This window comes from Paractinoplanes bogorensis, from assembly GCF_018829635.1.
Lineage (GTDB): Bacteria > Actinomycetota > Actinomycetes > Mycobacteriales > Micromonosporaceae > Actinoplanes > Actinoplanes bogorensis.
Map to the genome: position 1 here is coordinate 87,297 of NZ_JAHKKG010000004.1, position 20,403 is coordinate 107,699.

The window sequence follows — 20,403 nt, forward strand, 5'->3', positions numbered from 1 at the left end:
CACCGTCCGTCGCGGACCGAAGTTAAGCAATTCTTAAACTCGTTCCAGGGATACGGACGGGTAACCCGTCACCCGGCAGTGGCGAAGCACACGCTCCCGATTAACGGATCAAGGTGCTAGCGGGTGTCACGGTGGATGAGTGCCCGAGACATCCCGGCCGGCGGCCGACGCCCCCCGTCTCTAGAGGCCGCCACCGAGCACACCTAACGCGAACGCTCACACCGTCCTGCCCCCCATGCCGGTGTGAGGTCGTGCCTGCGCGGCGGTGCCGGGACGGAACGGCGGCGGGGTCACCACCCCGTCGCCGTTCTGCTTTTTGTCGTACGGGGGCGGTAGCTTCTCCTCATGAGCAGCTTCGAAGCGGATCGCATGGAGCTGCTCGAGGGCGCTCCCGTCGCGCTCGGCGGTCCCCGGGGCTTCGCGGTCACCCGCACCCTGCCCAACCGCGGGCGCCGCATGGTGGGGGCGTGGTGCTTCCTCGACGCGTACGGTCCGCATGATCTCGCCGAATCAGACGGCATGCGGGTCGGCCCGCATCCGCACACCGGTCTGCAGACGGTCACCTGGCTGCTCGCCGGCGAGGTGCTGCACCGCGACAGTCTCGGCAGCCTGCAGTTGATCCGCCCCGGCCAGCTCAACCTCATGACGGCCGGGCGCGGCATCTCCCACTCCGAAGAGACGCCGGCCGAGCACACCCCGGTCCTGCACGGCGTCCAGCTCTGGGTCGCGCTGCCGCATGCCGCCCGCGACCAGGCGCCGGCCTTCGCCCACCACGCCGACCTGCCCGTGGTCACCGAGGCCGGCCTCACCACCACGGTGCTGATGGGCTCGTTCGCCGGGGTCACGTCGCCCGCGCGCTGCTACACGCCGCTGGTCGGCGCCGAGCTCACCCTCACCGCCGGCGCCGAGTCGACATTGTCCTTGAGACCCGATTTCGAGTACGCGTTACTCACGCTCGACGGTGCCCCCACGGTCGGCGACGCCACGCTCAAGCCCGGGCCGCTGCTCTATCTGGGCGCCGGCCGCGAATCGGTTCGGGTGGCCACCGGGTCGCCGTCGCGGTTGCTGCTCCTGGGCGGCGAGCCGTTCGACGAGCGCCTGGTCATGTGGTGGAACTTCGTCGCTCGAGACCACGACGAGATCGTCCAGATGCGAGCCGACTGGTCCGACCGCACGCCCCGCTTCGGCGAGGTCCACGGCTACGACGGCCCGCCCCTGCCCGCCCCGCCGATGCCGATCAGCCGACTGGTTCCGCGCGGCCGCGTCCGCTGACTGCGCGCCGCCCGCCTGTCCTGGCACCGCCACGCAACGCGGCCGCTCTGCGTGGCGGTGCCGTGCGGCTGCGCTGCGTGGCTTCGTGGTGTGGTGCGGCGCGGCCGGTCTGCGTGGCGGTGGCGTGCGGCCGAGCTGCGCGGCTTCGTGATGCGGCGCGGCGCGGCCGGTCTGGCGCCGACGCCGGTGTGGGCGAGCCCGGCCCCGCGGGAGAACGGGCGGGGGAGCGGGGGACGAAGGTCGGGTTTTGCGGACGGCGCACGTCGTGTGCGTTGAGCGGCGCATCCGGGTTGACGGTGGTGCGGGGTGAGCGGATCGTCGAACGGGTACGGCCGTGTCTGCCGTTCGCGAGGAGCGTCAGTGGACTTCTGGGATGTGGCGAAGCTTGCCCTGATCGTGGCCACGCCGACCCTGTTCGGTGCGGCCGTGGTCTTCGCGCCCAAGTGGTGTGCCGTGATCGCGGCTCGCTGGGAGGCGTCGCGCCCGAAACCGCCGCAACCGGTCGGGCCGCCGATCGAGCAGCTCGCCGCCGACCTGCGCCGCCTGCTGCGGTTGCACGGCGAGCTGACCGCCTCGGCCCACCTCGCCATGCGGGCTCATCGTTTGTGGGCGGTCGAGGGGGCCATCAGCACCCGTGCGATCGAGGCCGCCCGCGCGCTCGGCCTGCCGCACCCCGAACTGACCGGGCACGACACCCTCACCCGCAGTCAGCTGCACGACCTGCTGATGCGCCTGGCCGCGGCCGGCCTGGTGCTCCCGGCCAAGGTCGGCCCGTTCACCAGCGACGGCCGCATCTGAGGCCCGCCGAAGCGCCGAGCCCGCCCTCCACCGGGGGCCCCCGTCCACAGCCATTATCGTGATTTCGGGCGATCTTCGTGGACGCCCTGTGGACAGCCGCCGATTGTGGACAACCCGACGCCGGGTCAGGCGACGAAGCGGCTCGACCCCAGGATCCGGGTGATGGTGACCTCGATGGCCACGCGCGCGGGATTGGGGCGCGGCGTCCGGTAGCGCGCCGCATAGAGTTTCTCCGCCTCGGCGACCGACGAAGGGTCGTCGCGGACGACCGCCACGCCCTCGACCGTCGTCCAGCGGGGGCCCTCGAACTGGCAGATCGCCACCCGCGTCTGACCGGCCCGCACGTGCCGTACGTGGGCCGACGTCGACGACGAGATCACCCGGGCCAGGCCGCCGGCCACGTCGAGCGTCGCGCCGACCGCGACCACGTGCGGCGAACCGTCGGCCCGCAACGTGGTCAGCGTGCACAGGTGCCGCTCGGTCCAGAAGTCGGCCAGCTCGCTGTTGGTGATCTCGACGCGCCCGCTCACGCCGTGATCATCCCAGGCGCGGGTCAGGCGACCTCGGCCGGGAGGATGCCCTGGCGTACGGCCGCGACCAGGGCCGCGTGGTCGCTCTCGACCTGGTCGGCGTAGGTGCGCGCGAACCGGCACAACGCGTCGGCCATCTTGTCGCTGCCGCCGATGTAACCGGCGATCATCGACGCGCCGCTGGTGCGCGCGTGTGATTTGGCCAGCAGGTAGCCGCAGATGCCGGCGTAGTCGGCCAGCGCGGGCGCGTCGATGCCCTCGACGACGATCGCGCCTTTCATGTCGCGGAACTGGCGTACGTAGAACTGGGTGTCGCCGACCGTGGCCCAGCCGAGCAGCGGGTCGGACACCGTCTGCAGCGCCTGCTGGTATTCGACCACCCGCTGGCCCTGGTGCCGGTGCCAGGCCGCGTCGCCGTGCTGGTGGTGCGCGATGACCGAGCGGCGGGCCTGCTTGAGCTGCAGGAACACCACGTCGGAGGGGCTGCTGCCCTCGCACAGGGCGACGTACGCCCGAAGTCCCACCGACCCCACGCCGACCACCTTGTGCGCGATGTCGACGATGCGGTAGCCGGCCAGGATGCGGGCCCAGTGCGGCGGCAGGGTGTTGAGGTAGCCGTCCAGGGCCTCGGCCAGCTGATCGACCTCGACGTCGCTGGGGCGGGTGATCAGCGGCGGTTCCTCGACCAGGCGGACCGTGCCGTCGCGGTTTTCGGTGAAGCGGGGCAGCGCGCGGTCGCTGGTGCGGCGGCGGGCCCGACGGGCGGCGCGGTCGATCTCGGAGCGGAAGCTGGCCCGGGACGCCGCCGAGCGCAGCCGGTCGACGTCCATCTGGTCGAACGAGCGGGCCAGCAGCGGCAGGTCGGCCAGGTGCCCGATCTGTTCCTGGTATTCCTCGACGCAGTGCTGGACGGCGTCGGAGCAGGCGCTCTCCTTGAACCCGTTCTGCCGCCCGGCCACATACACGCTGACCACGAGCCGGCGCAGGTCCCACTCCCAGGCGCCGGGGTGGGCCTCGTCGAAGTCGTTGAGGTCGAACACCAGCTCGCGCTCGGGGGAGGCGTAGAAGCCGAAGTTGCCGAGGTGGGCGTCGCCGCAGATGACCGGGGTGATGCCGGTGGCCGGCAGGTGCGCGAAGTCGTCGGCCATGACGTTGGCCGAGCCGCGCAGGTACGCGTACGGGGAAGAGATCATGCGCCCGACCCGGACCGGCACCAGCCAGGCCTGGCGGCCCACGTTGGCGTTCATGACCTGGGTGACCGGGTCGACGCGCCCGTGCGGCACCGCCCAGAACGCCATGTCGGAGCGGTGCGAGCGCTCGCGCAGCGACCGGCCCAGTTCGTAGCGCTCGGCGCGCGGCCGGGCCGACATCCGCAGGGAGGCGAAGCCCTCGTCGCTGGCGCTGTCGAGGACGACGTGCCCTGTTGCAGGTTCCATCACGGCCACCATAAGGGCTGATCGGTAAGATCAACTAGAGGCGGCTGCCCCTGAAATCAACTACCACGCGCCCGGGTTAACAATTTTGAAACAAAGGGTTTCACCGTGCGGTCGCGAGGCCGAACGTCGATGGACTGACCCCCGGGAACACCTGGGACAGCGATCCGAAGCCGCATCTCTTCTGCAGGATCTCGCCGATGACGGACCGGTAGTCGGTGGTCACCGCGAGGTCGCCGGCCACGAGCGCGCCGGGCGCCAGGCCGGGCCACTTGGCGTACACCTTGCCGCCCTTGACGCCGCCACCCATCAGCAGCATCGCGTTGCCGTGGCCGTGGTCGGCGCCGCGGGAGCCGTTCTCCTGCACCCGCCGCCCGAACTCGCTGATCGTCAGCAGGGTCACCGACTTCATCGCCTCGGGGCCCAGGTCGGCCGCGAACGCCGCCAGGGCCAGGGCGAGCTCGGTCAGGTTGTCGTACATGCGCTGGCCCTTGACCGCCGCGCCCAGGCCCTCGTGCATGTCCCAGTCACCGCAGTCGACCGACACCGCGGCCAGGCCGGCCTTGGCCTTGATCAGCCGGGCCACGTCCTTCAGCGCGTTGCCCAGGTCGGTCGCCGGGTATGACGAGCCACCCACAACCGCGCGCACCACACCGGAAGCGGTCAGCGCCCGATCGGCGGCGAGGGCCGGCCCGGCCTGGAGCGGCGGCGCGTCGGCGTACAGGGAACGCAGGGCCGCCGCCATGGGGCGCTTGGCCGAGTCGCCGGCCAGCGTGAACTTGTCGATCGCGGACATCGAGACCGACGGCGTCGGACCGGCGAACAGGCGGTCGGGCATGGCGTGGCCGACCGAGACCCCGGCCAGGGCGCCGGTCGCCCCGGTGACACCGAGCATGCGTTCGAGCCAGCCGCTGCGGATCGAGGTGCCGGGGGCGGCGTTCTCCATCGCCTCCATGGCCGCGAAGTGCGAGCGGGTCGGGTTGGACTGGCCGACCGCGTGCACCCCGGCGAGCCGGCCGCTCTGCCACAGCGGCAGCAGCGGGGCCAGCGCCGGGTGCAGGCCGAACATGCCATCACCCGCGATGACCTGCGCTTTCGGTACGCCGATGGTCGGGCGAGCCTTGTAGTAGTCGGGGTCGCCGATCGGGGCCAGCGCGGACAGCCCGTCGAAGCCGCCGTGCAGCGACACCACGACCAGCGTGTCGCCCGTGTAGCCGGCGTCCGCGTACGCGAGCTGGGTCGACACCCCCGCCCCGGCCAGCCCGGCCAGGGTCGCGGCCCCGAGCAGGCCCCGTCGCGAGAGTGTCGCCTCACCGCAGTCGAACATCGAAATCACCTCAGCTGGAACGCCGGTGCGTCGAGGACCAGTGCGATCAGGTACGGCGCGTGGCCGGCGAGCGACTTGTCGGATGCGGTCAGAGGACTGGTCGGCAGCTTGCCCGCGACACTGAGCACGGCGGCCGTGTGCTGCGGCGGAAGAGCCTTCCCGATCAGCCGTACGGCGAGGGCGTCGACAAGCGCACCGTAGGTGCCCGGCAGCGTCGGGACCAGCGACTTCAGCATGTCGGCGGGCCGCGTGAACCAGCTCGGGTACCAGCCCGCGGCCAGGTTGAGGTGGTTGTTGCAGCGCAGCAGGAAACCGGACGGCGAGGCCCAGGCGGCGGCCACGTCGGGGTAGCCGTTCGGCGGGGCCCACCGGAACGGCGCGTTGCCCGCGTAGACCAGCCCGTTGTAGAGCGCGTCGAGCAGCTGCAGGCCCGACTTCTCCGGTCCCAGCCCGAGCGTCCGGATCGTCGCCGTCAGGTCCTCGAGCGGCGTACGCGTCTTCTGCCCGATCGCGGCCGCGAACTCCGGCGACAGGAACAGAGCCTTCAGGACGGGCTTGATCGCGGTGTCGTTGTCCAGGTAGACCTTGGCCAGCTTGGCCACCAGCGAGGCGGGCGCCTCGTCGGAGACGAACCGCTGGCACAGCTTGGTCGCCAGCCGGGCCGCGGTGGCCGGGTGCTTGGCCAGGTGGTCGGCGAACGCCAGAGCGGCCGACTCGCCCCCGGCGGCGGTGGCGTTGGTGTGCTGGAACCCGAGGATCGACACGGCACCGGTGATGTGCTGCGTGGAGTCGTACAGGAAAACGCCGTTGGTCTTGTTGACGGTGAGACCGGTGAGCAGACGGGCGCCGGCCAGGACGTCCGCCTCCGAGTAGACGAGACCGACGGTGTGCAGCTCCATCAGCTCACGCGCGTAGTTCTCGTTCGGGTGCGCCTTGGTCGACGAGCGGTTGTCCAGGTAGCTGAGCATGGCCGGGTGCTTCATCGAGGCCTTGAGCATGTCGGCGAAACGGCCGAACGCGTGCTTGCGGATCACCTGGGCGTCGTAGTCGGCCCGGCTGTCCCAGGTCTGGCTGGACGGCGCGGCGACGTGCAGGTGGTTGGCCCAGAAGGCGGCGGTCATCTCGAACAGCTGCCGGTTGCTCCACGCGGCGCGGGCGACGGCGGCCCGGCCGAGCTGCTTGAAACCGTCGTACGAGTTCTTGGTGATCGTGGCCCGGGTGGTCGCGATCGAGGCGCCGGCGAGGGGGAGGCGGGCCATCAGCTCGTCGCACAGCGGGTCGCTGATCTTGGCGGGGTCGAGCTGACGGTCGAGCCAGCCCTCGATACCGAGCGCCTTCACCTCGGCGAGCACCGCCGGCGTGGGGCCGAAGGTGGCCCGGCGGACCAGGTGAGCGATCGGGTCGGCGGAGGCCAGGGCGGCGGGGGCGAGCGAGGCGGCGGCGGGGGCGGCCTCGGCCGGAGCCGCGACAGCCGTGGCGATAGCAGCGGCGGCACCGGCGGCGAGAAGCGTGCGTCGGGTCGTCATGCCCGACCCTTCGGCCCGTACGGACTCGTCCGTCGCCCCTGCAACCATGACTAACGGACCCGCAATCCGCCCGCACCCGTACCGCGGGGACGAAGTCGGACGTACGCTCAAACCTGTGGATCAGGCTGAAACCGTACGCACCCCCGCCTCCTGGGTCGTCGTAGGTCTTGACAACGGCGGCACCTGCAACAACGCCACTGTGCTGGACGCGACCGGTCGATATCTGGTCGACCATCTCGTCGAGAACCCGAGCCTGGTCACCGACGGGCCGGAACCGGCGATCGAGCAGCTGGCCGAGGCCTTCCACAACATCCTCGAACTGACCAGCACGCCGCTGACCCTGGTCCGCGCGGTCGGCCTCGACACCCCCGGCCCGGCCAGCGCGGCCGGCGTGATCTCGTCGAAGGGCGCGACCAACTTCAGCATGGTCTCGTGGCACGGCTTCGACATCCGCAGCGCCCTCGAGGCCCGGATCGGCCTGCCGGTCTTCTACCTCAACGATGCCAACGCGGCCGCCCTCTACGCCCACCACCGGCTCTTCGGGGCCGAGGCGATGACCAAATCGTCGGTCGCGGCGATCGTCGGCACCGGCCTCGGCGGCGGGGTCGTCGTGAACGGCAGCGTGGTCAGCGGTGCCGCGGGCATGGCGGGCGAACTCGGCCACGTGCAGATCCCGCTGCACGGCGTGCTCGAGGTGGGCCAGCCGATCCCCGAGTGCAACTGCGGCTTCCAGGGCGACGTCGAGAGCATCGCCTCGCTCACCGGCATCAAGAAGAACCTGCTGCCCTACTGGCTGACCCGGTTCCCCGACCACCCCCTCGCGGCCGAGCCGCTGCCGCAGGCCGCCAAGAAGCTGCGCGGGCTCGCCGAGCAGGACGACCCGCTGGCCCTGGCCGTGTTCGAGCAGCAGGCCAAGGCGATCGGCAAGATGTTCACCATCGCCGCCAACTTCACCGACCCCGACGCCTACCTGCTGGGCGGCGGCGTCGTCGAGGCGGCCCCGAAGTTCCGGCAGTGGTTCCTCGACACGGTCCGCGAGAACACCCAGCTGCGTGACGAACAGCGGGCGGCGGCGACCTTCGCGCTGGTGGCCGACCTCGACATGGCGGGCGCCCGGGGCGCTGCGGTCGCGGCGCTGGAGACAGTACAGCCCGCCTGACCTATATTGACTCCCTCGCTGACCGAGGGAGGCGCAGATGTCCGGTGGCCGGCGCGCGGCGTGGATCGCGGGCGGCTACGCGGCGCAGGGCCTGGGCTACGCCGCCCTGGTGACGGCGCTGCCGCAGCTCAAGGACAGGCAGGGCATCGACGACACGTACGTCTCGATCGTCCTGCTTCTGGTCTGTGTGGCCGCGGCCGGTGGCTCGGTGGTCGCCGACCGGGTGGCGGCCCGCTGGGGGAGCCGCTTCGCGCTGGCCGGCGGTCTGCTCACGGTGGCGGTGGGTCTGGGTGCTTCCACCGTACGGACCCCGACCGTCGCCTTCACCGCAATCCTGATCCTGTACGGGGTCGGCCTCGGCGCGGTCGACGCCAGCCTCAACATGCAGGGCGTCCTGGTGCAGGCCCGGCTCGGCCGCAGCGTCATGAACCGGCTGTTCGCCGCCTACACCGCCGCCGCGATCGCCGCCGCCCTGCTGATGTCGGCGTTCGCGGCCGGCGGCGGGGGAGCCTCGGTCGCCGTCGGCCTGGCCGCCCTGTTCGCGTTCACCTATGTGGTCGCGGCCTGGCCCGCCCTGGAACCGGCCCGCACGCTCGCGGCGCCCACGACCACGGCGGCCACCGGCACCCGTCCCATCATCCTGATCTGCGGCGCCTTCGTGTTCACCGGCTTCCTGGCCGACTCGGCGGTCAGCACGTGGAGCTCGGTCTATCTGAACGACTCGCTGGCGGCCACGGCCGCCGTCGCCCCGCTCGGCTACGCCGCCTATCAAGGCGCCGTCCTGCTCTCCCGCCTGACCGGCGACCACCTGGTGCCGCGGGTGGGCCGCACCGCCGCGGTGATCGGTGCCCTGCTGATCTGCGCGGTGGGCTGCGGCCTGGTCGTCGCCGTGCCGTCGATCCCGGTCGCCATCGCCGGGTTCGCCCTGGCCGGCCTGGGCGTGGGGGTGCTGATCCCGCTCGCCTTCAGCGCCGCCGGCGAGGCCGCCGCGGGCCGGTCGGACGAGGTGATCGCCCGGGTCAACCTCTTCAACTACGGCGGCGCGCTGGTCGGCGCGGTGCTGATCGGGGCCCTCTCCGAGCCGATCGGCCTGCGGCTGGCGTTCCTCATCCCGGTGCTGGCGCTTGTGCTGACCGTGCCGGTCGTCCGCGCGCTGCGCCACCTGCCGGTGGGCGAGTCGGCTGCGGCCCGGTAAGACGAACCCGTTAAGCCTCATCGACTCCCATAGATATTGACGATCTTCTTCAGTAGGTTCGGTGGTGCCGTCCGCGGCCGGGGGGTCGCTGATGGGCTGAAGGGGGAAAGATGCGAAGAAGCATCGCTGCCGTCTCCGCGGCCGTCCTGGGGCTCGCGTTGATCACGCCGGGCGCCGCCAACGCCGAACCGAAACCGGCCGCCGGTGACGGTTTGAGCCCGGCCGACCGGGCCTCGCTGGCCGCCGGCGTCGGGATCGCGCCCAAGGCTCCGTACGGGGCCAAACCGAAGGGCCCGAACCCGTTCCTGGCCGAGGTCGCCGACCCGTCCAAGGTCGACTACTCGGGCTGGGCCAACTACATGAAGACCCAGGCCAAGTCGAAGGCGGCGGCCCGCCTGAACGCGGCCAAGGCCGGAAAGTCGGCGAAGGCGGCGGCCACGCCCGCGGTCGTCGTGGACGAGGACGAGCTGCCGGGCACGTTCGGCGGCAACGACACCCCGGTCAACGCGCAGCGCATCACCGGCTACGGCACCGGCTCGGGACAGTTCTCCAAGATCCGCGTCCTGGGCAACCTGAACAACGAGGCGACGAGCACGCCCACCGTGGCGCCGGCGCCCGAGGACGACGGCTCGATCACCCTCGCCGGGGCCACCGGGATCGGGGTCGGCACGCAGAACGGCGCCTCGATCAGCGCGCAGATCGGCGACGGCCCGCACGGCCGGCAGACCGGTGACGGCAGCAACGACTTCGACTTCTTCAAGATCACGGCGAGCGCCGGGGACGTGCTGACGGTCGCGACCGCCACGCCGACCGGGCCGCTCGACACGGTGCTCCAGCTGTTCGCGCCGGACGGCACCCTGCTCGCGGTCAACGACGACTTCGGGGGCCTGGACAGCCGGATCAGCTACCCGGTTCCGGCCGGCGGCGACTTCTACGCCGCGGTCGCGGCCTACGGCGGCCTGCCCGCCGACCCGTTCGACTCGGGCAGCGGCGGCGGCATCGGTGACACGTCCCCGCCGACCGAAGGCCCGTACACGCTGACCGCCACCGCGGGCGGCGTCGACCAGGACTTCTTCGCGGTCAAGCTCCGGGCCGGCGACGTGCTCGGCGGATCGGTCAAGGGCTCGGCCACCTATCTGACCGTCTACGACACCGTGCCGCGCGAGGTGCACGGCTCCGACCAGGACGCGTCGTTCATCTACCCGATGGACTCGCCGCTGCCGGGTGGCGGTAACGCCGTGACCGACTACGTGGCGACCAAGGCCGGCTGGCACTACGTCGGGGTGACCGGCGGTTCCGGGGCGTACGACATCACGGTCGAGGGCTACCGCCCGGTGCTGCAGGGGGCCAAGCCGGTGCAGACGCTGTACCTGGACTTCGACGGCGCCCGGGTCAACACCGGCGTGTTCGGCGGCTCGGGCCAGCGCGATCTCAGCCCGCTGGCCGCGTTCCTGACCAGCTGGGGCCTGACCCGCGCCGACGAGGACGCGCTGATCGACGCCGTCACGGCCGGGGTCACCGAGAACATCAAGGCCGACCTCGAGGCGAGCGGCCTGAACAGCAAGTTCAAGCTCAAGATCGCCAACAGCAAGGACAACGCCGACCAGTGGGGCAAGGCGAACGTCAGCCGGATCGTGGTCGGCGGCACGATCGACGAGTCGGGTGTCGACACGATCGGCATCGCCCAGAGCATCGACCCGGGCAACTTCGAGACCGAGGAGACCGCCCTGGTGCTGCTCGACGTGCTGAGCTCGCCGGCCGGATCCACGCCGGCGTCGCTCAACACCTACATCGGGCCGGCCAGTGACCGCCTCGCCTTCGTCGCCCAGGGCCTGAGCAACGTGATCGCGCACGAGGCCGGGCACTTCTTCGGCAACTTCCACACCGACAACCAGGACGCGCTGCCCAACCTGATGGACGCGGGCGGCACCGGCTTCGGCACCCTCTTCGGCGTCGGGCCGGACAACGTCGGCGGCACGGCTGATGACATCGACGTCGACTTCGGCGACAGCACGTTCCTGCCGGCCGAGGGCTTCTCCGGCACCGAGGACACGCTCGGACGCATCGTGTTCGGCGTGACCAGCTAAAGCGAGGAGCGCGTTGCCGCGCGGGCGAGTTCGGCCTTCGGGCGGTGTCGGCGAAGCCGCCATCGCCTGCAGGCCGAACTCGTTCGCTCTTAGCGGCGCACGCGCGATCGAGCGAATCAGCACAGCGACCGCTCTTGAGGCTCTTAATCCTTGAGGGCGGTTTCCACGTCGGGAAAGAGAGCCAGGTAGTCGGTCAGGCCGAGTGTGTCGAAAAGGCGGCGCAGGAAGCCGGACGGTGCGGCCAGGCGCACCCAGCCGTCACGCTCCTGGGCCCGGCCGTGCGCGGTGACCAGGACACCCACCCCCATCGAGTCGCAGAAGTCCAGCCCCGAGACGTCGACCACGACCCGGGGCGCGGGACGGTCGACGAGGCGGGCCAGGTTGGCCTTGAGCACGGGCACGGTGTCGATATCGAGGGAACCGCGCAGCACCAGCACGGCCGTGTTCGGCGGGTGGTGCGCGACCGAGACCTGCATGGTGTGTCGCTTTCGGTGGAGACGTGCGGGGGGCTGATTGCTGAATCGGTCGAGCGGACGGGAGTTTCTCTCACCCTAGGGGAGGCGAGGCCCGATGACCGAATGGGGAGGCCCGATGGCCGCGTCCGCTACCCGGGAGTAGGTTTCTGGTGTGAGCCTCAACAAGGGTGATGTCGTCGACGATTTCCAGCTGGATGACCAGGACGGCAAGCCGCGCCGGCTGAGCGAGTTGCTCGCCGCCGGGCCGGTTGTCCTGTTCTTCTATCCGGCCGCCATGACCTCGGGTTGCACCGCCGAGGCGTGCAACTTCCGCGATCTGGCCGCCGAGTTCCGCGAGGCTGGCGCGCAGCGGGTCGGGATCAGCCGCGACAAGATCGCGAAGCAGAAGGAGTTCTCCGACCTCCACGGCTTCGACTACCCGCTGCTCAGCGACCCCGACGGCGCCGTCGCGTCGAAGATGGGCGTCAAGCGCAAGCTGCCGCTGGGCCCGCTCAGCACGAAGCGGATGACCTTCGTGATCGACACCGACCGCTCGGTGCTCGAGGTCATCCACTCCGAGACCAACATGCAGGATCATGCGGCGAAGGCCCTGGAGACCCTCGCCGCACGAAAGAGCGCGTAGCTGCTAGATGCTGTTCTTCCAGGCCCGGCCCGAGCGCCCGATCAGGCGTTCGGCGTCGGCCGGTCCCCACGAGGCGGCCTCGTAGGTCGGGATCGGCGACATGTCCGAGGCCCAGTGCTCGATGATCGGGTCGACGATCCGCCACGAGTGCTCGACCTCGTCGCTGCGGATGAACAGCGTCGGGTCGCCCAGCAGCGCGTCGAGGAGCAGTCGCTCGTACGCCTCGGGGCTCTCCTCGGCGAACGTCTGCTCGTACGAGAAGTCCATCGACGCCGTCCGCACCCGGAACGAGTGGCCCGGCACCTTGGCCCCGAACCGCAGCGAGATGCCCTCGTTGGGCTGGATGCGCAGGATCAGCGCGTCGGCCTCGAGCCCGGTCAGCTGGTCCTGCGGGATGGGCAGGTGCGGCGGCCGCTGGAACTGCAGGGCCACCTCGGTCACGCGGGCGGGCAACCTTTTTCCCGTACGGACGTAGAACGGCACCCCGGCCCACCGCCAGTTGTCGACGTTGAGCCGCATGGCCGCGTACGTCTCCGTGCGGGAGAGCGGGTCGACCCCGACCTCTTCGCGGTAGCCGGCCATCAGGTCGCTGCGGGTGCCGCCGCGCGTGTACTGCCCGCGGACGGCCAGGTCGGCGATGTCGCGGTTGGTGGGCAGCCGGATCGCCTGGAGCAGCTTCACCTTCTCGTTGCGCAGGCCCTCGGCCTCGAACGACGCCGGCGGCTCCATCAGGGCGAGCGCGAGCACCTGGAGCACGTGGTTCTGCACGATGTCGCGCATGGCGCCCGCGTGCTCGTAGAAGCCGCCGCGGGTGCCGACGCCGAGCGTCTCGGCCACCGTGATCTGCACGTGGTCGACCCAGGAGCGGTCCCAGATCGGCTGGAAGATCGAGTTGGCGAAGCGCAGCGCCAGCACGTTCTGCACCGTGTCTTTGCCCAGGTAGTGGTCGATGCGGAAGACCTGGGGCTCGTCGAACGAGCCGTGCACCACGGCGTCGAGTTCGCGGGCGCTGGGCAGGTCGCGGCCGTAGGGCTTCTCGATCACCAGGCGGGCGAAGGAGCCCTCGCGGGCGTGGTTGAGCCCGGCCCCGGCCAGCCCGTGGATCACCGGCTCGAACGCCTCGGCCGGGGTGGACAGGTAGAACAGGCGGTTGCCGGACGTGCCGCGCTGGGCGTCGAGCTCGTCGAGCGTCTCGGCCAGCCGCTTGTACGTGTCGGGGTCGTCGTAGCCGCCCGATACGTACCGGATTCCGCCCTGAAGCTGGGCTTTGTCGGTCAGGCTGCGGTCGCCGAGCGCGCTGGAGGCGAACTGCTCGTCCGCCATCGGCGTGCGGGCGACGCCGACCAGGGCGAACTGGCTGGGCAGGCGATTGTGCCGGGCCAGGCTCTCCACGGCCGGGAGCAGCTTGCGCCGGGTCAGGTCGCCCGAGGCGCCGAAGATCACCAGCGTGGCGGGCGGGGCGCTGCGCTCCTGGATGAGCTGAGGGGCGTTGTCCATGGTTATTACGTGTCCTCCGACCGTTGGGACCGTCCAGCAAAACTCTACGCAGCGTGGAGCCGGAAAGGTTCACATCCATCCCCGGATGCGACCTGAGATACACGACAAAAGTGGCAAACTGGGTTGTACCCGCGTGGCGTTCTTGAGGGGGACTCGTGAAGTACCGGCTCGTGACCCGAAGCGACTTCGACGGCCTGGTCTGCGCTGTGCTGCTGCGGCACCTCGACATGATCGGCGACATCAAGTTCGTGCACCCCAAGGACGTGCAGGACGGGGAGGTCGAGGTCACCGAGAACGACATCCTGACCAACCTGCCGTACGCTCCGGGCGCCTACATGGTGTTCGACCACCACCACTCGGAGACCCTGCGCAACGAGGGCAACCTGAGTAACCACATCATCGACGCCGACGCGCCGTCGGCGGCCCGGGTGATCTACGACTACTACGGCGGGCGGGAGCGCTTCCCCGACGTCTCCAACGGCCTCATGTACGCCGTCGACCAGGCCGACTCGGCCGACTACGCGCTCGAGGACATCCTCGATCCGCAGGGCTGGTCGCTGCTGAACTTCCTGATGGACAGCCGGACCGGGCTCGGCCGGTTCCGCGAGTTCCGGATCTCCAACTACCAGCTGATGATGCAGCTCATCGAGGCCTGCATCCAGCACAACGACGTGCGGGAGATCCTCGCCCAGCCCGACGTGGCCGAGCGCGCGGACCTCTACCGGGCGCAGCACGACCTGTTCGTCGAGCAGCTCAAGCGGGTCAGCCACGTCGAGGGGGACGTGGTCGTGGTCGATCTGCGCGAGGAAGAGGTGATCCACGCCGGGAACCGGTTCATGGTGTACGCGCTCTTCCCCGAGGCGCGGGTGTCGGTGCATGTGATCTGGGGCCGGCAGAAGCTCAACACCGTGTTCGCGTGCGGCAAGTCGATCCTCGACCGCACCTCGCCGGTGGACGTGGGCGAGGTGATGCTGCGCTACGGCGGCGGAGGGCACATCGCAGCCGGCACGTGCCAGGTGCCGCACGAGGACTCGGAGCGGGTCGAGCGCGAGATCGTGGCCGCCCTCAACAGTCCACGCACCGTGTCCGTCTAGCCGGGGAACTTTAACTTTCCGCGCACCGTCGCGCACCACCTGGGATGGTGGGCGGGAGGAATGAGCACAGTACTCGAGGGGCGGGAGTAATACCCCCGCCCCTCGTCCGCGGATCGCGGGCCATGCCCATTGGCCCCATCCGCAGGTCGTGCTCCGCGCCCCACGCGCGTCATCACGACATTTCCCGCGTCCACCAGCGCGGGAGCCTTCGTCAGCCCTTGTAGGCCCACTTGCTGTTGCCGCCGCCGGCCGTGACCGGTTCCTTGTCCTCCGCGGGCTCTTCCTCGGCCGACTCGTCGATCGGGGTCTCGTCGGAGTCAGCGTCGGGGTCGGCCCGGTGCCGGCCACGCAGCATCATCACCGCGCCGCCGAGCAGGGCCAGACCGGCCACCACCCAGCCACCGATCGACCACACCGACGGGCCGCGGTCGGCCTCGGCGATGGCCTGCTGGAAGAGTTCGGCCTCCTGCGCCGCGGCGTCACCGGCCGTGGTGCCGCCGGCCGCCGCGCCGTGGTGCCCGGCGGCGGGGGCCCCGGCCGGGGCGGGCGTCAGGGTCAGCTTGGCCGCCGGGTCGGCCGGTCCGGCCTTGCCGTCCGCGTACGCCGTGACGATCTTGAAGTCCATCGAGCTCAGCGTCGGCAGCGGACCGATGGCGATCCGCACCTCCGTGCTGGCGCCGGGAGCCAGATTCTTGCCGGGCATCGCGATCCACTCTATCGCCGAGGCGGTCTCCGTGGTCGGCGTGTCACCGTGCAGGGTCGGCAGGGCGGTCGAGAGTGTGCGCTGCTGGATCCGCGGGGCCCAGTCGTCGACCGAGAGCGGATAGACCTCGGCCACCGGGGTGTCGGCGGGCAGGTCGAGCTTGATCGTGTGCACCGGTTTGTCGCCGCGGTTGGTGACCTTGAAAGTCAGGTTGTCTCCGCTGCCCTGGACGGCGGTCGACGGCGACACCGTCACGTCGGCGAAGGCCGGGGTGGCGGCGAACAGGCCGAGAGCGGCGGCAGCGATGGGGACGCCCGCGCGGCGGGCCAGCTGAGAGTGCCTCACGAGGGGTAGTTCGGATCACAGGCGGCAAAGGTTCAACGCTGCCGGAAAAGTTTTGCCGGATGATGTCGGGATGCGTGACGTGCCGATCGACGGAGACATGATCAGACTCGGACAGTTCCTCAAGCTGGCCGACCTCATCGACACCGGGGGCGAGGGCAAGGTCCTGATCGCCTCGGGCGACGTCTCGGTCAACGGCGAGGTGGACACCCGCCGGGGCCGCCAGCTGCATCCGGGCGACGTTGTCGAGGTGTTCGGCAAGCAGGCCCGGGTGGCCTCTACATAGGACGTTCAGGGGAACCCGGCCTGCCCGTTCGCCCCAACGCAGGGTGACGAATGGTTGACATCCTGTCGATCTCAGGCATGTACTGATGCCGGTGTGTTACTGGCGTCACACCTTTGGGTAGGTGACGTCGAAACCCGATCAAGCCTCGCCGGGGAGGCCGGATGTCACGCACGCGCAAACGCGCCCTGCTCGCCGCCACCGCCACTGTCGTGCTCACCCTCACCGGGTGCGCCGGATGGGGCGGTGGGCCGGGCGGTGAAGGGCCCAACAGCATCAACGTCCTGATGGTGAACAACCCGCAGATGATCGATCTGCAGCGGCTCACCGCGGACAACTTCACCAAGCAGACCGGCATCAACGTGAACTTCACGGTGCTGCCCGAGAACGACGTCCGCGACAAGATCAGTCAGGAGTTCTCCAGTCAGGCCGGTCAGTACGACGTCGCCTCGCTGAGCAACTTCGAGATCCCGATCTACGCCAAGTCGAAGTGGATCGCCCCGCTGGACGACTACGTCGCCGCGGACACCCAGTTCAACCAGGACGACATCCTCAAGCCGATGACGCAGTCACTGACCGCGGACGACGGCAAGCTCTACGGCGAGCCGTTCTACGGCGAGTCGTCGTTCCTGATGTACCGCAAGGACGTGCTCGAGTCGAACAACGTCCAGATGCCGGAGAAGCCGACCTGGCAGCAGGTGGCCGACATCGCGGCCCAGGTCGACAACAAGCAACCGGGCATGCGGGGCATCTGCCTGCGCGGCCAGCCCGGCTGGGGCCAGATCTTCGCGCCGCTCACCACCGTGGTCAACACGTTCGGCGGCACCTGGTTCGAGAAGGACTGGACACCCAAGGTCGACGCACCCGAGTTCACCGAGGCCACCAAGTTCTATGTCGACCTGGTCCGGGCCCACGGCGAGAACGGCGCACCGCAGGCCGGCTTCACCGAATGCCTGAACAACCTGATCCAGGGCAACGTGGCTATGTGGTACGACGCCACCAGCGCCGCCGGATCCCTCGAGGCCGACGACTCGCCGGTCAAGGGCAAGATCGGCTACGCGCCGGCGCCGGTCGTCAAGACCGACAGCTCGGGCTGGCTGTACGCCTGGTCGTGGAGCATCCAGCAGGCCAGCAAGAAGAAGGACAACGCCTGGAAGTTCATCTCGTGGGCGTCCAGCAAGCAGTACGAGGAACTGGTCGGCCAGCAGGTCGGCTGGTCCAGCGTCCCGGCCGGCAAGCGCGCCTCGACGTACGAGAACCAGGACTACCTCAAGGTCGCCTCGTCGTTCGCCGAGCCGACCAAGGCCGCCATCGAGGGCGCCGACCCGCGTAACCCCGGGGTGCAGCCCCGGCCCGCGATCGGCATCCAGTTCGTCGACATCCCCGAGTTCACCGACCTCGGCACCCAGGCGTCGCAGTACGTCAGCTCGGCGATCGCCGGTCAGATGAGCGTCGACGACGCGCTGAAACGCGGCCAGCGACTGGCCGAAGACGTCGCCGAACGCTACAAGTCACGTGAGGAGGGCTAGGCATGACATCGGTCGCTGAGAAATCATCGGTCGGCACCGCGGAGACCCCGCCTCCGGGCGTGGCCCGCCGGGCCTCGGCCTGGGCCCGCCGCGCGCCGCTGCTGCCCGCGCTCATCTTCATGATCATCGTGACCCAGCTGCCGTTCGTGGCCACGCTGGTCATCTCCTTCATGGACTGGAACGCGTACTACCCCGAGGAACGCGGGTTCGCCGGGTTCGACAACTTCGTCCGGGTCTTCACCGACGTCAACATGCGCGACGCGGTGTGGACCACGATCCTGCTCACCGCCGGCGTCGTGCTGATCAGCCTGGTGCTCGGCCTGGGCATCGCGCTGCTGCTCGACCGCAAGTTCCGGGGCCGGGGCGCGGTCCGCACCATGATGATCGCGCCGTTCCTGGTCGTCCCGGTGGCCGCCGCGCTGATCTGGAAGCACGCCCTCTACAACCCCGAGTACGGCCTGTTCAACGGCGCGCTCACCTGGATCTGGGGCATCTTCGGCTCGGACAACCCGCCGCAGCCGGACTGGATCAGCAACATGCCGCTGTGGGCGGTCATCTTCTCGCTGGTCTGGCAGTGGACCCCGTTCATGATGCTGATCCTGCTGGCCGGGCTGCAGGGCCGTCCGCTCGACGTGATCGAGGCGGCCCGCATCGACGGCGCCAACAACTGGCAGATCTTCCGCAGCATGACGCTCCCGCACCTGCGCCAGTACCTGGAGCTGGGCGGCCTGCTCGGCTCGATCTACATCGTGCAGAACTTCGACGCGGTCTTCACGATCACGTCGGGCGGTCTGGGCACGGCCAACCTGCCGTACACCATTTACCAGATCTTCTACCAGGCCCACGACTACGGCCGGGCCTCCGCGGCGGCGGTCGTGGTCGTCATCGGCACCATCATCATCGCGACGTTCGCCCTGCGTACGGTCTCGTCGCTCTTCAAGGAGGAGGGTCGCCGATGACCGCCACGACTGTGCAAGCCGCTCCTCCGGGCAAGAAGGAGGGCCGCGGCGGCGCCTGGCTGTCGCTGCTGGCCTGGGTGGTCGGCATCCTGTTCGTCCTGCCGGTCGTGTGGATGGTCCTGACGAGCTTCCACTCCGAGGCCAACGCCGCCCAGAACCCGCCCGCCGTCTTCGCGCCGCTCACGCTCGAGGGCTACCGCGAGTTCTTCTCCGGCGGCGCGTCACCGTGGCCGCCGCTGCTCAACTCGCTGACCGCCAGCGTGCTGTCGACGGCCCTGGTGCTGTTGCTGGCGATCCCCGCCGCGTACGCGCTCAGCATCAAGCCCGTGAAGAAGTGGAGCGACGTGCTCTTCTTCTTCCTGTCGACCAAGATGCTGCCGGTGGTGGCGGGCCTGCTGCCGCTGTACCTGTTCGCGCAGAACGCGGGCCTGCTCGACAACGTCTGGCTGCTGATTCTCTTCTACACCTCGATGAACCTGCCGATCGCCGTCTGGATGATGCGCTCGTTCCTGTCCGAGGTGCCGGTCGAGATGCTCGAGGCGGCCCAGATGGACGGGGCCAACCTGACCAAGACGCTGCGCTCGGTGATCGCCCCCGTGGTGACCCCCGGCATCGCGGCCACCGCGCTGATCTGCTTCATCTTCAGCTGGAACGAGCTGCTGTTCGCCCGCGTGCTCACGGCCACCGTGGCCGAGACCGCGCCGGTGTTCCTGACCTCGTTCGTCACCAGCCAGGGCCTGTTCCTGGCCCAGCTGTGCGCGGCCGCGTTCGTGGTCTCGCTGCCCGTGCTGGTCGCGGGTTTCGCCGCCCAGGACAAGCTCGTTCAGGGTCTGTCGCTGGGCTCCGTGAAGTAGGGCGTCCACTCCGCCCCGGGTAATGGTGGCCGGTCCGTATGCCGCGGGCCGGCCACCGCCGTGTCTGCGACGAAGCCGGTGACCAGCCGCTGCCAGAGCAGTGGCCGCCGCAGCATCGCGTGGCCGTCGTGCGCGATCGGCACGTAGGTGGCGCCGATGCGGGCCGCGTACGCCGCTGACGCCGCCGGGTCGGTGATCCGGTCCCGCTGCCCGTGCGCGATCAGCACCGCCTTTCCCCGTACGGCCGGGTCGCCGTTCTCGATCCACGGCGCCAGCGCGCACACCCCGGCCACGTCCGGGTCGGCCGCCAGGCGCAGCGCCACCCGGCCCCCCATCGAGTGGCCGACCAGCACGACCGGCGCGCCCGGGTGCCGCCGCCGCGCCTCCGCCAGGGCCCACCGCGCGTCGCGTACCGGATCCTCGGCAGCCCCGTTCCACCCCCGCACCCGGTTCCGCAGCAGCCAGCCGGCCACGCCGTCGCCGTAGCCGGCCCGCGCGAACGGCAGCATCCGCGCCCAGGCCAGCCCCCGTGGGGCGGCCCCGGTGCCGGTCACGCGACCACCGTGCAGCACCAGCACGACGGCCCGGGCAGCCGAGGCCGGGCCGAAGACCGTGAGCGAAGGCTGAGAAGACGTCACGAAGGATCTTCGGAGCCGTCACCCTGACGGATGGGTGGTGATTTGTCAGCAATCTGCGGGCTGGGGGGCCTCGAATGAC

General features: G+C 70.2%; 19 protein-coding genes. 11 read left to right on the plus strand and 8 right to left on the minus strand.

Annotated features, from left to right (window positions below; all coding sequences use genetic code 11):
- Positions 1 to 345: 345 nt before the first annotated feature.
- Together KOI35_RS12215 and KOI35_RS12220 are read left to right on the plus strand one after the other, a co-directional pair.
- Entirely contained in the window at positions 346 to 1,272 is a 927-nt protein-coding gene (locus tag KOI35_RS12215; RefSeq protein WP_215786726.1) for a pirin family protein, read from the plus strand.
- Between the two features lie 360 nt (positions 1,273 to 1,632).
- A complete protein-coding gene (locus tag KOI35_RS12220; protein WP_215786728.1) occupies positions 1,633 to 2,070 on the plus strand; it encodes a hypothetical protein in 438 nt (145 codons plus the stop codon).
- A gap of 125 nt (positions 2,071 to 2,195) precedes the next feature.
- Here the strand turns inward: KOI35_RS12220 and KOI35_RS12225 are convergent, their stop codons facing one another.
- The 4 genes from KOI35_RS12225 to KOI35_RS12240 all read right to left on the minus strand — a co-directional run bounded on the left by KOI35_RS12225 (position 2,196) and on the right by KOI35_RS12240 (position 6,886).
- Positions 2,196 to 2,600, minus strand: coding sequence for a pyridoxamine 5'-phosphate oxidase family protein (locus KOI35_RS12225; protein WP_215786730.1), 405 nt, complete (start codon positions 2,598 to 2,600; stop codon positions 2,196 to 2,198).
- 23 nt (positions 2,601 to 2,623) lie between these two features.
- The gene (locus tag KOI35_RS12230) at positions 2,624 to 4,036 is read right to left on the minus strand and encodes a DUF2252 domain-containing protein (protein ID WP_215786732.1); all 1,413 of its coding nucleotides are present in this window, start codon (positions 4,034 to 4,036) and stop codon (positions 2,624 to 2,626) included.
- A gap of 100 nt (positions 4,037 to 4,136) precedes the next feature.
- Positions 4,137 to 5,360, minus strand: a complete 1,224-nt coding sequence (locus KOI35_RS12235; RefSeq protein WP_215786734.1) for a DUF1501 domain-containing protein — start codon at positions 5,358 to 5,360, stop codon at positions 4,137 to 4,139.
- A 5-nt stretch (positions 5,361 to 5,365) separates the two neighbouring features.
- On the minus strand, positions 5,366 to 6,886 hold the full coding sequence (locus KOI35_RS12240; protein ID WP_215786736.1) for a DUF1800 domain-containing protein: 1,521 nt from the start codon (positions 6,884 to 6,886) through the stop codon (positions 5,366 to 5,368).
- A 115-nt stretch (positions 6,887 to 7,001) separates the two neighbouring features.
- Here KOI35_RS12240 and KOI35_RS12245 point away from each other — a divergent pair, with 115 nt between their 5' ends.
- The 3 genes from KOI35_RS12245 to KOI35_RS12255 all read left to right on the plus strand — a co-directional run bounded on the left by KOI35_RS12245 (position 7,002) and on the right by KOI35_RS12255 (position 11,327).
- On the plus strand, positions 7,002 to 8,045 hold the full coding sequence (locus tag KOI35_RS12245; protein WP_215786738.1) for an ROK family protein: 1,044 nt from the start codon (positions 7,002 to 7,004) through the stop codon (positions 8,043 to 8,045).
- 37 nt (positions 8,046 to 8,082) lie between these two features.
- Positions 8,083 to 9,240 (plus strand): MFS transporter, encoded by a 1,158-nt coding sequence (locus KOI35_RS12250; RefSeq protein WP_215786740.1) that lies wholly within the window; start codon positions 8,083 to 8,085, stop codon positions 9,238 to 9,240.
- 110 nt (positions 9,241 to 9,350) lie between these two features.
- Positions 9,351 to 11,327, plus strand: coding sequence for a PPC domain-containing protein (locus KOI35_RS12255; RefSeq protein WP_215786742.1), 1,977 nt, complete (start codon positions 9,351 to 9,353; stop codon positions 11,325 to 11,327).
- A gap of 143 nt (positions 11,328 to 11,470) precedes the next feature.
- On the opposite strand, the gene KOI35_RS12260 is transcribed toward KOI35_RS12255, so the two are convergent.
- On the minus strand, positions 11,471 to 11,803 hold the full coding sequence (locus tag KOI35_RS12260; protein WP_215786745.1) for an STAS domain-containing protein: 333 nt from the start codon (positions 11,801 to 11,803) through the stop codon (positions 11,471 to 11,473).
- Between the two features lie 151 nt (positions 11,804 to 11,954).
- Here KOI35_RS12260 and KOI35_RS12265 point away from each other — a divergent pair, with 151 nt between their 5' ends.
- Complete coding sequence (locus KOI35_RS12265; RefSeq protein ID WP_215786747.1) at positions 11,955 to 12,425, plus strand: peroxiredoxin; 471 nt, start codon at positions 11,955 to 11,957, stop codon at positions 12,423 to 12,425.
- Positions 12,426 to 12,428: 3 nt separating this feature from the next.
- On the opposite strand, the gene zwf is transcribed toward KOI35_RS12265, so the two are convergent.
- Positions 12,429 to 13,922: a glucose-6-phosphate dehydrogenase gene (gene zwf / locus KOI35_RS12270; protein ID WP_215786751.1), complete on the minus strand. Its 1,494-nt coding sequence runs from the start codon at positions 13,920 to 13,922 to the stop codon at positions 12,429 to 12,431.
- A gap of 155 nt (positions 13,923 to 14,077) precedes the next feature.
- Here zwf and KOI35_RS12275 point away from each other — a divergent pair, with 155 nt between their 5' ends.
- Complete coding sequence (locus tag KOI35_RS12275; RefSeq protein WP_215786753.1) at positions 14,078 to 15,016, plus strand: DHH family phosphoesterase; 939 nt, start codon at positions 14,078 to 14,080, stop codon at positions 15,014 to 15,016.
- Positions 15,017 to 15,227: 211 nt separating this feature from the next.
- Here the strand turns inward: KOI35_RS12275 and KOI35_RS12280 are convergent, their stop codons facing one another.
- Positions 15,228 to 16,064, minus strand: coding sequence for a DUF1775 domain-containing protein (locus KOI35_RS12280; RefSeq protein WP_215786754.1), 837 nt, complete (start codon positions 16,062 to 16,064; stop codon positions 15,228 to 15,230).
- A gap of 70 nt (positions 16,065 to 16,134) precedes the next feature.
- On the opposite strand from KOI35_RS12280, the gene KOI35_RS12285 reads away from it, so the two are divergent.
- From KOI35_RS12285 to KOI35_RS12300, 4 genes are all read left to right on the plus strand, one after another.
- Positions 16,135 to 16,347, plus strand: a complete 213-nt coding sequence (locus tag KOI35_RS12285) for an RNA-binding S4 domain-containing protein (protein ID WP_215786756.1) — start codon at positions 16,135 to 16,137, stop codon at positions 16,345 to 16,347.
- Between the two features lie 161 nt (positions 16,348 to 16,508).
- Entirely contained in the window at positions 16,509 to 17,873 is a 1,365-nt protein-coding gene (locus KOI35_RS12290) for an ABC transporter substrate-binding protein (protein ID WP_215786758.1), read from the plus strand.
- A 2-nt stretch (positions 17,874 to 17,875) separates the two neighbouring features.
- On the plus strand, positions 17,876 to 18,832 hold the full coding sequence (locus KOI35_RS12295) for a carbohydrate ABC transporter permease (protein WP_215786760.1): 957 nt from the start codon (positions 17,876 to 17,878) through the stop codon (positions 18,830 to 18,832).
- Positions 18,829 to 19,686, plus strand: a complete 858-nt coding sequence (locus KOI35_RS12300; protein WP_215786762.1) for a carbohydrate ABC transporter permease — start codon at positions 18,829 to 18,831, stop codon at positions 19,684 to 19,686. Before KOI35_RS12295 ends, KOI35_RS12300 begins: the two co-directional genes overlap by 4 nt.
- On the opposite strand, the gene KOI35_RS12305 is transcribed toward KOI35_RS12300, so the two are convergent.
- The gene (locus KOI35_RS12305; protein ID WP_215786764.1) at positions 19,656 to 20,324 is read right to left on the minus strand and encodes an alpha/beta hydrolase; all 669 of its coding nucleotides are present in this window, start codon (positions 20,322 to 20,324) and stop codon (positions 19,656 to 19,658) included. The genes KOI35_RS12300 and KOI35_RS12305 overlap by 31 nt on opposite strands.
- Between the last annotated feature and the right edge of the window lie 79 nt (positions 20,325 to 20,403).